13 protein-coding genes are annotated in these 12,516 nt (G+C 69.1%); 3 read left to right on the top strand and 10 right to left on the bottom strand.

Annotation, left to right across the window (positions count from 1 at the left end):
- Positions 1–154 precede the first annotated feature (154 nt).
- The 4 genes from sepX to ON27_RS23700 all read right to left on the bottom strand — a co-directional run bounded on the left by sepX (position 155) and on the right by ON27_RS23700 (position 4,536).
- Positions 155–1,252 carry a divisome protein SepX/GlpR gene (gene sepX / locus ON27_RS23685; RefSeq protein WP_043732013.1) on the bottom strand — a complete coding sequence of 366 codons (1,098 nt, stop codon included), beginning with the start codon at positions 1,250–1,252 and terminating at the stop codon, positions 155–157.
- Positions 1,253–1,512: 260 nt separating this feature from the next.
- A complete protein-coding gene (locus ON27_RS23690; protein WP_043732026.1) occupies positions 1,513–2,163 on the bottom strand; it encodes a GNAT family N-acetyltransferase in 651 nt (216 codons plus the stop codon).
- Positions 2,164–2,175: 12 nt separating this feature from the next.
- The gene (gene glp / locus ON27_RS23695) at positions 2,176–3,432 is read right to left on the bottom strand and encodes a molybdotransferase-like divisome protein Glp (RefSeq protein ID WP_043732016.1); all 1,257 of its coding nucleotides are present in this window, start codon (positions 3,430–3,432) and stop codon (positions 2,176–2,178) included.
- A 150-nt stretch (positions 3,433–3,582) separates the two neighbouring features.
- The gene (locus tag ON27_RS23700) at positions 3,583–4,536 is read right to left on the bottom strand and encodes a UTP--glucose-1-phosphate uridylyltransferase (protein WP_043732018.1); all 954 of its coding nucleotides are present in this window, start codon (positions 4,534–4,536) and stop codon (positions 3,583–3,585) included.
- A gap of 68 nt (positions 4,537–4,604) precedes the next feature.
- Here ON27_RS23700 and ON27_RS23705 point away from each other — a divergent pair, with 68 nt between their 5' ends.
- From ON27_RS23705 to ON27_RS23710, 3 genes are all read left to right on the top strand, one after another.
- On the top strand, positions 4,605–5,213 hold the full coding sequence (locus ON27_RS23705; protein ID WP_083887764.1) for a 5-formyltetrahydrofolate cyclo-ligase: 609 nt from the start codon (positions 4,605–4,607) through the stop codon (positions 5,211–5,213).
- A 69-nt stretch (positions 5,214–5,282) separates the two neighbouring features.
- Positions 5,283–5,576 carry an FmdB family zinc ribbon protein gene (locus ON27_RS41465; protein ID WP_083887765.1) on the top strand — a complete coding sequence of 98 codons (294 nt, stop codon included), beginning with the start codon at positions 5,283–5,285 and terminating at the stop codon, positions 5,574–5,576.
- An 87-nt stretch (positions 5,577–5,663) separates the two neighbouring features.
- Positions 5,664–6,329, top strand: coding sequence for an SAF domain-containing protein (locus ON27_RS23710; RefSeq protein ID WP_043732019.1), 666 nt, complete (start codon positions 5,664–5,666; stop codon positions 6,327–6,329).
- A gap of 245 nt (positions 6,330–6,574) precedes the next feature.
- On the opposite strand, the gene ON27_RS23715 is transcribed toward ON27_RS23710, so the two are convergent.
- From ON27_RS23715 to ON27_RS23740, 6 genes are all read right to left on the bottom strand, one after another.
- Complete coding sequence (locus ON27_RS23715) at positions 6,575–7,246, bottom strand: MspA family porin (RefSeq protein WP_043732021.1); 672 nt, start codon at positions 7,244–7,246, stop codon at positions 6,575–6,577.
- A gap of 65 nt (positions 7,247–7,311) precedes the next feature.
- Positions 7,312–7,986, bottom strand: a complete 675-nt coding sequence (locus ON27_RS23720; protein WP_043732031.1) for an MspA family porin — start codon at positions 7,984–7,986, stop codon at positions 7,312–7,314.
- Between the two features lie 324 nt (positions 7,987–8,310).
- A complete protein-coding gene (locus ON27_RS23725; protein ID WP_043732022.1) occupies positions 8,311–8,982 on the bottom strand; it encodes an MspA family porin in 672 nt (223 codons plus the stop codon).
- 65 nt (positions 8,983–9,047) lie between these two features.
- Positions 9,048–9,722: an MspA family porin gene (locus ON27_RS23730; RefSeq protein WP_043732024.1), complete on the bottom strand. Its 675-nt coding sequence runs from the start codon at positions 9,720–9,722 to the stop codon at positions 9,048–9,050.
- A gap of 691 nt (positions 9,723–10,413) precedes the next feature.
- Complete coding sequence (locus ON27_RS23735; protein ID WP_195044576.1) at positions 10,414–10,908, bottom strand: MogA/MoaB family molybdenum cofactor biosynthesis protein; 495 nt, start codon at positions 10,906–10,908, stop codon at positions 10,414–10,416.
- A gap of 101 nt (positions 10,909–11,009) precedes the next feature.
- A complete protein-coding gene (locus ON27_RS23740) occupies positions 11,010–12,428 on the bottom strand; it encodes a trypsin-like peptidase domain-containing protein (protein ID WP_245560074.1) in 1,419 nt (472 codons plus the stop codon).
- Positions 12,429–12,516 lie beyond the last annotated feature (88 nt).

A 12,516-nucleotide genomic window follows, 5' to 3' on the forward strand; every position in this document is an offset into this window, starting at 1 on the left:
GGGAATCGAACCCCTGACCTTCTCGATGCGAACGAGACGCGCTACCAACTGCGCTATAGCCCCGTGCGGCTCCGGGGAACCGCGCTGTGACACTGTATCAGGCCATCGCCCCAGACTCCGAATCGGTGCCGTGAGCTGGGGAAACCGATGCGAACTACGCGCCGGCGGCGCGGCGTATGTCGCCGCGGGTGCGGGTGCGCAGGGCGCGGGCGGTGGCGGGGTCGAAGGGGTCGAGGTGGGCGAACATGGGGTCTTCGTCGTCGAGCTCGACCAGGGTGGAGCGGCGGCGCAGGGCGCGGGCGGTGTCGCGGTCCATGGCGCCGTGCGGGGCGCCGCCGTGACGCCCCGCACGTGGGTCGGTGTCCCCCAGCTGGCCGCGGTTGAGGCGGGCGGAGCGCCTTCGGCGGATCTCCTCCTCCATCCGCACTTGCTTGCGCAGGTAGGCCAGGTAGGTCACCAAGACGGTGGCGGCCAGGCCGCAGACCCACCACAGCAGCGGCGTGACCATTAGGGCGAGGCCGCCGGCGAGGACGGCGGTCAGCAGCAGGCCGAGCACGGCGCGCTGCCGGAAGGTGTAGCGGGCGGCGCGGGCGATGGCGTCGGCCTCGGGGTCGTAGCCGCCGCGGCCACGGCGGGTGGGGACGAACTCCGGTTCCATCGCGTCGGCGTCGTCGTAATCGTCGTAGTCGTCGTAGTCCATGCGGGCGGGCACGGTGGAGCGCGCAGGCGGGATTCTGGCCGCGACCGGCTCGGGGTGGTGTGCGCCCACGCCGTCATCATCGGTCTCCGCGTCGATCTTCGCAGCGACTTCGGCGGCTTCGTCGTCGCCTGCCGACTCGTCGTCGTCCGGTGCGGCGGGCGCGCGGTCCTCGACCTCGGCGTCGTCCGTTTCGGCGTCAGCGATGTCGGATGCCGCGGCGTCGTCGGCCGCGAGCGGGTTCTCCTCGTCGGTCTCGGTGACGGGTTCGTCGGCCGGTGTCGTCATCCGGTCCTCCGCATCATCGCTGTGGGAATACTTTCTCGGTACGCGGCGTCCATCGTGTCGCCCACGGGGCCGCCAGTTCGGATCGGTTTCGTGCCCGCCGGCCGGGCCTTTCCGGAGACGTCGTTTGCCTCCGCCGCGGTGCAGGACTCTGGTCGCCAGCGCGGCGTCGGTGGTCCGGCGGATTCTCGGGTGGCGGTCGGCGAGGATCGGGAACAGGACGAAGACCCAGAGCACGACGAGCCCGATCCACAGGATCGAATTCGGCATCGCGTCAGCACCTCCGTCCCGCCAGGATTTGTGCGGCTCGGCCCGCGAGCGGCGCGTCACACGCCCCGCGCTCGGCCGGCTCCCGTCCGCGCAGCGGCGTGGACGCCGGTCCCCTCGCAGGCTCCCTGCCGATGACGCAAGACGCACCACCGACGTCCGTAGGCTAATTCCGGGTAGCACCAAGTTCCGGCAGGCGCGCCGTGCTCATCCGCCACACCTGTCACATTTCCACCAACGCCACCGCCGTTCGGTGGCCGGTTCTACTGCAGGGTGACGCGCCCCTCTCGCACCAGCCGGTCCAGGACCGTCCCGGCCAGCTCCTCGACGGTCATGCCGACCAGCAGGTGATCCCGCCAGGCGCCGTCCACGTCGAGGTAGCGCCGCAGCAGCCCCTCCTCCCGGAAACCGACATTCCGCAGCACCGCTTGGCTGGCCAGGTTCTCCGGTCGCACGGTGGCCTCGATCCGGTGCAGACCCACCGGTCCGAAGCAGTGGTCGACGCCGAGCGCCAACGCGGCCGTCGCGACCCCCTGCCCACTGAGGTCCTTGGCCACCCAGTAGCCGATCCAGGCCGAACGCAGTGCGCCGCGCACGATATTGCCGACGGTCAACTGCCCGCTGAACGCGCCGTCCACTTCGATCACGAGCGGGATCATCGCGCCGCGCCGGGCCTCGGCCTTCAGACTCGACCACAGCGAGGGCCAGTTGGAGGCATGGTTGCGCGCCTCCCACGTCCCGCGCCCGGTCGGCTCCCACGGCTCGAGATGCGCGCGGTCGCGCAACCGGATCCGGCTCCACGCCGCCGCGTCCCGCAGCCGCACCGGACGCAAGGTCACCTGCCCGGCCGCCACCCGAACCGGGCCGAGTCGCGCCGGCCACCCCGGATGCTGCGTGACCCGGAAGACGTTCATCGCGTCCACGTCTCAACCGCGCTGCGCGAGGAAGGCGACCTGGACTTCGTCACCGGTGCGGATCTCGGTGTCGTCCGGGTCGATCACGATCAGGCTGTTCGCCTCGGCGAGCGTGGCGAGCAGGTGCGAGGACGAGTTCCCGCCGCCGAGCGGCTGTACGAGGTATTCGCCGGTCGCTTCGTCCCGCATGAGCTGCGCGCGCAGATAGCCCTTGCGCCCGGCCATGGAACTGATCGGCGTGATCGTGCGGGCGCTGATGATCCGGCGCATGGGATGCCTGCGCCCCAACGCGATTCGGATCAGCGGCCGCACCATCACCTCGAATACCACCAGTGCCCCGACCGGATTGGACGGCAGCAGGAACGTCGGCACCTCGTCGCGGCCGAGCCGCCCGAACCCCTGCACCGAGCCGGGATGCATGGCCACACGGGTGATCTCGAGCTCGCCGAGCCCTTCGAGCGCCTCCCGGACCTGCTCGGAGGCCCAGCCGCCGACCGCGCCCGCGATGACGACCACCTCGGAGCGCACCAACTGCCCCTCGACCGCGTCACGCAACCGGCGCGGATCGGAGCTGACGATGCCGACGCGGTTCACGTCCGCGCCCGCGTCCCGCGCGGCCGCGGCCAGCGCGTAGGAGTTCACGTCGTAGACCTGGCCGGGGCCGGGTGTGCGGTCGATATCGATCAGCTCTCCGCCCACGGAGAGCACCGATAGTCGCGGACGCGGGTGCACCAGCACCTTGTCTTGGCCGACGGCGGCGAGCAGCCCCACTTGCGCGGCGCCGATGATGGTGCCCGCGCGCACCGCGACATCGCCCGGCTGGACGTCGTCGCCGATCCGCCGGACGTAGTCGCCGGAGCGCACCGGCTCGTACACCTTGATCCTGACCCGCCCGCCGTCGGTGAAGTCCAGCGGGAGCACCGCGTCGGCGAGGGTGGGCATCGGGGCGCCGGTGTCCACCCGGACGGTCTGGCGCGGCTGCAAGCGGATCGGCTGACGCGAACCGGCCACCACCTCGCCGACCACGGGGAGGGTGAGATCGACCAGATCGCCCGCCTCGTCCCGGATGTCGGCCCCGGCCGAGGCGACATCGACACTCCGCACGGCGTAGCCGTCGATGGCCGCCTGGTCGAAGCCGGGCAACGGACGTTCGGTGACCACGTCCTCGGCGCACAGCAGGCCCTGGGCCTCGGAAATCGCGACTCGGACCGGCCGGGGCGCGACTGCCGCGGCGGTCACCTTGATCTGCTGATCCTCAACCGAGCGCATCCAGCCCTTCCTGATCCTCTCCGCACTCCATCCGACCTCGCCTGCGCGGGCACGCGATCGCGCCGCGGCGCAAGCGCATTCGCGCGCACCGCGGTGAACCATCATTCGTACCCGACGGTCCGGTCTCGGCGAAACCCCCGGCCTGGTCCGTCAGTCGTCGGTCGTCAGCTGCGGATCCCAGTCCGGACCGAGGCGGTGCTGCAGCCACTCGCGCAGGGCGGGGCCGTATTCCTCTCGTTCCAGTGCGAAATCGACCGCAGCACGAAGATAACCGCCCGGGTTGCCCAAATCGTGGCGCGACCCACGGTGCACCACCACATGAACCGGATGTCCCTCGGCGATCAGCAGGGCGACGGCGTCGGTGAGCTGCAGTTCGCCGCCCGCGCCGGGCTCGATGCGGCGCAGTGCGTCGAAGATCGCGCGGTCGAGCAGGTACCGGCCCGCGGCCGCGAACGTCGACGGCGCGTCGGCGAGCGCGGGCTTCTCCACCATTCCTTTGACGCGCAGCACATTCGGGTTCACCGCGTCCGGCACCGGAGCCACGTCGAACACGCCGTACGCGCTGACCTCGTCCTTGGGGACGTCGATGGCGCACAGCACCGTCCCGCCGCGCTTGCGGCGCACCCGGCTCATCACGTCGAGCACCCCGCGAGGCAGCACGAGGTCGTCGGGCAGCAGGACGGCGATGGCGTCCTCGTCGTCGTCGAGCGCCTGCTCGGCCTGGGCCACCGCGTGCCCGAGACCGAGCGGCTCCTCCTGCACCACCGAGGTGACGTCGAGCAGGCCCGGCGCCTTGCGCACCTTCTCGAGCAGCTTGAACTTGCCGCGCTCGGCCAGCGTGCTCTCCAGCACCAGGTCCTCGACGAAGTGCGCGACCACGCCGTCCTTGCCCGGAGACGTGACGATCACCAGCCGCTCGGCGCCGGAGCCCGCCGCCTCGGCGGCGACCAGCTCGATGCCGGGGGTGTCCACTACGGGAAGAAGTTCTTTGGGCACCGTCTTGGTCGCGGGCAGGAACCGCGTCCCGAGCCCGGCCGCGGGCACCACGGCCGTGCGGAAGCACGACACCGCCGTGTCACCGGGCTTTCCGGACTTTGCTGTCATACGCATACCCTATCCATCCATCACGCCGCCGGGTCGGCGTCGCGCCGACCCGGTACCGGGGTGAGCCTATGGTGATCACTGTGGGGATGCCCGGCGAGCGCGATAAACATGCATGGCGCACGGAACTGATCGCGCGCCGGCGTGTGATGAGCGCCACCGAGCGCGAGGAAGACGCGTCCGCCCTGGCCGGCGCCGTCCACACGTTGGACGCGCGCGGGTGGGTCTGCGCGTATGTGCCGGTCGCGGGCGAACCGGGATCGACGGCCATGTTGGACGCGTTGCGCGCCGACGGCGCACGCGTGCTGCTGCCCGTCACCGGTCCGCCGGGGCCACTGAGCTGGGCGGAGTACACCGGCGCGGACGCCGTGCGCCGGGCCCGCTACGGACTGCTGGAGCCGGTGGGGGCCGTACTGCCGCCGGAGACCGTCGCCCGGGCCGAGCTGATCCTGGTCCCCGCCCTGGCGGTGGACCGCCGCGGAGTGCGGCTGGGCCGCGGCGCGGGCTATTACGACCGCACGCTGCCCGCCGCCCGGCCGGACGCCCGGCTCGTCGCGGTGGTGCGGGACGAGGAGCTACTCGACCGGCTTCCCGAGGAACCGCACGATCTCCGCATGGGCTGGGCGCTCACGCCGCGCGGTGGCTTGCGGCGACTGGGCGACGATTACCCTGGGGAATGAAACACCGATTGGCGGTGTTGGCACTGTCGGCTGTAGAGTGCCAGATCGACGAACACCGCGGAGGATCCTGTGCCTACTTACTCGTATGCGTGCACCCAGTGTGACAACCGCTTCGACATTGTTCAGTCGTTCTCCGACGAGGCGCTGAGCGTGTGCTCGGAGTGCTCCGGGAAGCTGCGCAAGCTGTTCAACTCGGTCGGCATCGTCTTCAAGGGCAGCGGTTTCTACCGCACCGACAGCCGCGGTGGCTCCTCCACCGCCAGCGAGCCCGCCAAGTCCGAGAGCAGCAGTTCGAGTTCGTCGTCGGACTCCGGGTCGTCGAGCGGGTCCACCGCCTCCGCCAGCACGGCCGTGGCCAGCTGATTCGACGGTTTTCAACAGCCAGTACGCTATCCACAGCCCCCCGTGAGCCGGGCCGGGTGAGAGCGCGTCCGGCCATAGGATCCGGCCATGACTCGTGCACTCGCCCGCTTCGGCCGCGGCGGCTGGCATCCTGCCGGTTGGCAGCGACCGCCCTGGGCCGACATCGCGCTGGCCCGGCGGCTGCTCGCCGCCGCTCTCGCCGCGCTCGCGGCCTTCCTCTTCCTCCGGGGTGACCCGGACACCGCCCGCACGCCGGTCGTCGTCGCGGGCCGAGACCTCCCGCCCGGACGGCTCCTGGAGGCAGGTGACCTGCGTTCCGTACCGCGCGAGGCGGGCACGCTTCCCGAGGGCGCGGTCACCGATCCCGCCGCTCTCGTCGGCGCCACACTGACCGGCGCCGTGCGCCAGGGCGAGATGTTCACCGACCTGCGCGTCGTCGGTCCACGCTTGGCCGCGGCGGCGACCGGCGCGCGCGAGGCGCGGATCGTGCCGATCCGCCTGGCCGACACGGCGGTCGCCGACATTCTGCGGGCCGGCGATCGCGTCGATGTGATCGGCGCGGAAGACGCGAGCGGGCCCGGAACCCGTCCGGTCCGCACGCTGGCCACCGACGCCGCCGTCATCCTGGTCTCCGGCGCGGCCGAGGGGCGGGCAGCCGCGGACCGAGTGGTCTTGGTCGCGATGGATGCCGAGCACGCCGCCGCCGTGGCCGGGGCGTCACTGCGCACCGCGCTCACCGTCGTCTTCCACTGACCCGCCGGAAGCGGTCGGCTGCTGGTCGTCGGCGCCGGTGTCGCGCCATGCCGAAGAAGCGCTTCGGACGCGACGACACCCGCGGCTACCGATTCGGAGGAGCTGAATCAGGCCCGGTCTGCTGTCGAGGGACACCAATGCGGGCCGAGGCGCAGGGATCTATCCGGCTCCGCCGTGGGCAACGCGAAACGGGCCTGTCGTGATGGCGACAGGCCCGTACGCGTTGTGCGAGTGGGTAATCGCGATCAGCCGAGGCTGAACGGCGCTCCCCACAACGTCACCCAGGTGATGACATTGTCGGTTTCGACCTCGACGCTCACGAAAGCACGCGCCTGCGCGTAGCCCGCGCAACCGTTCAGGCCGATGGTCTCGTCGGACCACGTCACCGAACCGCTGGTGCCCCGGAAGGCATTACGCGTCTTGTGCGACTCGTTGCCGAAGTCGTCGGCCTGCTCCAGATCGAGCACATAGAACGACTTCGCCTGACCCGGGCCCAACGACAGGTTACCGCCGCTGTTGGCCCCGACTCCGCCGGTGACGTTCTGCCCGTCGCTCCAGTCCACATTGCCGTCGACACCGCCGGTGGCGCCGCCACCGGCGATGTTCACCTGGCAACCCACGGTGTAGCCCGGGAAGATCTTGCCACCGGCCGCACCGGACAACTCGACCTGCGCGCTACCCGAGACCCACGCATTCCGATGCAACGGCGTCGCACCCATGGACGGACTGATGGTCGCCGACTCACCGACCAAGCGAACGGTCACGACAGTGCCGTCCGACAGCGTCTTGACCAGCTCGCCGCCCGGCAGCGGAACGAAAGTGTCGGCGTTGGCCGCACCGGTCGAGAGCAGTCCCACAGCGATTGCCGCGGACGCGCACAGGCCGGCCGCGCGCGCCAGTTTCTTACGATCGAACATGATGGTATTCCCCTAGAGAATCGAATTCGCTTCAGCGAAAAAAGGTTTGACGGATCCGACCAGTGTCAGCCGATGCTGAACGGCATCCCGTAGAGGGTGGTCTTCGAGTAGTGATCCCCGATGATCTCGACGACCGTGTACGAACGCGCCTGCGCGTAACCCGCACAGCCCTGGATCTGGATCTCCGCATCCTGATACTCCACCGAGTACACACCCGGCTTCAGGATGTCCTTGTAATCGATCTGAACGAACTTGACCTCACCCGGACCGAGGTTGATACCGATCGAACCTCCGGCGCTCGCGCCCTCGAGGTTCACACTGCCGGAGACACCGGCGGAAATCGCGTCGTCGGCGATACTCACCTGACAGCCGACGATATAACCGGTGTTCAACTGCGAAGCACCGTGGGTGGACGAATTATTGGTTCCGGGGTTTCCGGTCGGACCGTTGTTCGGTCCGATCTCCCCCTCGGGAGTGACGGCGACATCGGCGATGGCGTTCCCCGACACCCACACGACACGGCCGGCACCGTTCGCGGCGAGAGAGGGGGAGATCAGGGCGCGCTCGCCCGTGCGGGCGATGTTCACGCCAGGACCGGCCTTGTGACCGTCCGGCAACGGCACGAAGACATCGGCATTTGCGGCGCCGGTCGACAACAGACCGGTGGCTACGGCCGCTACGGCGGCGGCGCCCGCGACGCGGACGCCTCGAGACAGACCGTTGGTGCGGTACTTGCTCATCTTTTTCCTCATCAGGTTGCATCCGTCCGCCCCATGGTGTCGAGGCGGGCGTGTCCCTCCAAAGCCGACGGCGCGTGTGCTGGAATGTGGTGTCCATCAAACGATCCGCCGACCATCGCGTCATCGAGCGATCTCGGACGAAACAATGCTATTCGGTATCAACCGGACTTTTCGGGAAATTCGGGCAAATAGTCTCGGAACTCGGCGTACGCCGACTAAGATCAGCAGGTTTTGGCAACGCAGGTGAATTCATGACGAAATGGACCCGTCGCACAGCGAGGGTCCATTTCGTTGCCGGCTACGGGTTTTTCACCCGCCGTTCACTCAGCCGAGGCTGAAAGGCTGTCCCCACAACGTCACCCAGGTGATGACATTGTCGGTTTCGACCTCGACGCTCACGAAAGCACGCGCCTGCGCGTAGCCCGCGCAACCGTTCAGGCCGATGGTCTCGTCGGACCACGTCACCGAACCGCTCGTGCCCCGGAAGGCATTACGCGTCTTGTGCGACTCGTTGCCGTAGTCGTCGGCCTGCTCGAGATCGAGCACATAGAACGACTTCGCCTGGCCCGGGCCCAACGACAGGTTACCGCCGCTGTTGGCCCCGACTCCGCCGGTGACGTTCTGCCCGTCGCTCCAGTCCACATTGCCGTCGACACCGCCGGTGGCGCCGCCACCGGCGATGTTCACCTGGCAACCCACGGTGTAGCCCGGGAAGATCTTGCCACCGGCCGCACCGGACAACTCGACCTGCGCGCTACCCGAGACCCACGCGTTGCGGTGCAACGGCGTGGCACCCATGGACGGACTGATGTTGGCCGACTCACCGACGAGGCGGATGGTCACGACGGTGCCGTCCGACAGCGTCTTGGTCAGCTCGCCGCCCGGCAGCGGAACGAAGGTGTCGGCATTGGCCGCACCGGTGGAGAACAGGCCCATGACGATGGTGGCAGCGGCGCCGACACCGGCCATCCGCGCCAGGTTCTTACGGTTGATCATGGTTGATATCCCTCGAGGGTCGGATCCGCTTCAGCGGGAGGATGGTTCGTTGAATTCGACAGACGTCAGCCGATGCTGAACGGCATCCCGTAGAGGGTGGTCTTCGAGTAGTGGTCGCCGATGATCTCGACGACCGTGTACGAACGCGCCTGCGCGTAACCCGCACAGCCCTGAACCTGGATCTCGGCATCCTGGTACTCGACGGAGTACACACCGGGCTTGAGGATGTCCTTGTAATCGATCTGAACGAACTTGACCTCACCCGGGCCCAGGTTGATACCGATCGAGCCACCCGCGCTGGCGCCGCTGAGGTTCACGCTGCCCGACACACCGGCGGAGATCGCGTCATCGGCGATGCTGATCTGGCAGCCGACGATGTAGCCGGTGCTCAGCTGCGACGCACCGTGCGTCGAGGAGTTGTTGGTTCCGGGGTTTCCGGTCGGCCCGTTGTTCGGTCCGATCTCACCCTCCGGGGTGACGGTGACGTCGGCAATCGCGTTGCCCGATACCCAGACCACGCGCCCGGCGCCGTTGGCGGCCAACGACGGTGAGATCAGGGCCCGCTCTCCGTTCCGGGTGATCGTCACGCCAGGCCCAACCTTCTGGCCGTCCGGCAACGGCACGAAGGTATCGGCATTGGCAGCACCGGTCGAAAGCAGGCCCATGGCAACAGCCGCGGCAGCGCCTATGCCCGCGACGCGGGCACCGCGGCGCAGACCTTTGGTGCGGTTCTCGCTCATACTTCCCCTCATCAGGTTCAAACAAGTCAACCTCGACCATCGAGGCTGGACAGTGGTCCTCTCAGGCCCAGCTCAGTGTGATGCTCCTTTGTTGCCGATGTGTAACCGGCTGTTATTTCGGCGCAACTTGCGGACGACGGAACCGAGCCGAGTTCCGCCGAACGGCCGCTATCTGCCGAAACCTGGGCCTGTGGGGTCCATTCGTCGATTGGCTCGATGGGGAGATTAAACGTTCCATAACGAGGTTTGCAACGCGACGTTTCGTAAAGTTCAAGGTGACCCACATCACAGTTGCGCACATTTGAATATGGCTTGACGTGCATAAATGCAGGTTCGCTACAGCCGGAGCGCGAGGGACGTGTGCGCGATCGGCACAGGAGCGCCATGGACCAGGTACGGGACAGGGCCGTAACGATCTCGCCCGAGTTACTTTCAGGCGGAAACGATCACCGGGAGATAACGAAGCAGGGTGGACCCTAGTACGTAGCTACTACGTAGATATCGGCTCAGCCGTGATGCGGAGGCACCTGGGCGCGCAGCCAGTCGTCGCCGGACCGGTGGTCCTCACGGTCGTCGCGCTCGTCGCCGGTGGTCTCGGGCAGGGTGTCACCGAAGATCTTCGCCAGGCGCGCGGAATCCCTCGCCCGGCGCGCGGCCGGGCGAGGGTTCTCGGCGGAAGGGGGGGTGGTGATTATTCGACCAATCCGGAGAGTTCACCGATCACCCGGCTGGCCAGCGGACCGAGGGTCGCCATGCCGTCCCGGATGGCGGACCTGGTGCCGGGCAGGTTGACCACCAGGGTGCTGCCGGACACGCCCGCCACCCCGCGGGACAGTCCCGCGTCCAGCGACCCGGCCACCCGGCCGGAGGACCGAAGGGCCTCGCTGATTCCCGGCAACTCGCGGTCGAGCACCTGCGAGGTGGCCTCCGGCGTCACGTCACGCGGGGACATGCCCGTGCCACCGACGGAGATCACCAGGTCGACGCCGCCGATCACCGCGGTGTTGAGCGCATTGCGGATCTCCACCTCGTCGGCCTGCACCGACACCGACGCGTCCACGAGGAAACCCGCCTCGGTGAGCAGCTCGGTGACCAGTGGACCGAGCGAGTCAACACCTCCATGCGCCGTTCGATCGTCGACGACCACCACCAGAGCACGCCCCGCCACAGGAGCATCGATTTCCATGCTGCTCACCGTAGCGCCTGCGTCGAGCAACTCCGCGGCCGCGCCGAGAACGTCGGCGTCGACGTCGATCAGCCGGGGCCGCCCGGCGGGAACCGCGCGCATCACCGGCCGCCGTCCGCGGGCGCGCCGGAGAGGGTCACTTCGACGGTCTTGGCGTTGTTGCCTTGGTCATCGGTGTAGGTGACTTTCACCTTGTCTCCCGGTTGGTGTGAGCGGACCGCCGCGACGAGCGCGTTCCCCGAATCGATCGGGCGGTCGTCGAGCTTCGTCACCACCGCGCCCGGCGGAATGCCCGCGCGCGCCGCGGGCCCGTCCGCCGTCACGTCGCGGACCTTCGCGCCGGAAATCTGCTGCGCCGGGTCCTGCTGACGCGACACGGTGATTCCGATCTGGGCGTAGGTGGCCTTGCCGGTCTTGATCAACTCGTCGGCCACCCGGCGCGCCTGATCGACGGGGATCGCGAAGCCCAGCCCGATCGACCCGGTCTGGCCGCCCGCCATCTCGGTGGGCCCGAGTGTCGCGATGGCGGTGTTGATGCCGATGAGCTTCCCGTTGCCGTCCACAAGGGCGCCGCCGGAGTTGCCGGGGTTGATCGCGGCGTCCGTCTGGATCGCGTCGATCACCGGACTGACCGCGGGACCGGGCTCGCTGCCGTCGCCGGAGGTCACGACGGGACGGTTCAGCGCCGACACGATGCCCGTGGTGACCGTGCCCGCCAGCCCCAGCGGCGACCCGATCGCCACGACCGGCTGGCCGACCTGGAGATTCGACGAGGCGCCCAGCTCGATCGGGGTCAGGCCGGTTTTCCCGGACACCTTGATGACCGCCAGGTCGGAGACCGGATCGGCGCCGACCAGCGTCGCGGGCGCACTGCTGCCGTCGGAGAACACGACCTCCATCTTGGCGCCCGGCCCGCCGCCGGCGGCCACGTGATTGTTGGTCAGGATCAGGCCGTCGGAGGAGAGCACCACCCCGGAGCCCTCGCCTTCGGCCTTGCTGCTGGCCACCTTGATCATCACCACGCTGGGCAGCACTTTCTGGGCGACCGCCTGGGTGGAGCCGGCCGGAGCGTTCACGGCGTTGCTGACGTTCGGCTTCGGCGCGTCCAACGCGTTGGTCACCGGAGCTCGCCCGTCGTCGCCGTGCGTGACCAGGGCACCGACCGCACCACCGATACCGCCACTGACCAGCGCGAGCGCGACGGCTCCGACGGCGAGGCCGGCGCGGAACGGGCGCCGGGCCGCGGCGGTCGGTGCGCCGTGGGCCGGAGCGTGCGGCGGCGTGGAGCCCGGCGGCGGGCCGAACGCCGCCGGGTATCCGCGCTGCGGCGGATACTGCGGCGCGGTGTGCTGCGGGCCGTAACCGTACGCGGGCCCGGGCACGCCGCCGTGCGGCGCCTGACCGGGCGCACCCGCCGGTCGCGCGTCGGGCGCCGCGCCGCGGATCTGCTCGGTCGGCTGGTGCCCGGGTCCGCCGTCCATCGGACCCGGCTCCCGGCGATCCTTCGAATCCTCGGTCATGGACTCCTCGTTTCTGCTCAGTCCCGACCAGGTTGGCCATGGCGGCTGAGAGCGGACTGAGACCCTGCTTTCAGTTTTCCGAGATCTA

It is taken from the genome of Nocardia asiatica NBRC 100129 (genome assembly GCF_000308415.1).
In the GTDB taxonomy this organism is placed as follows: domain Bacteria; phylum Actinomycetota; class Actinomycetes; order Mycobacteriales; family Mycobacteriaceae; genus Nocardia; species Nocardia asiatica.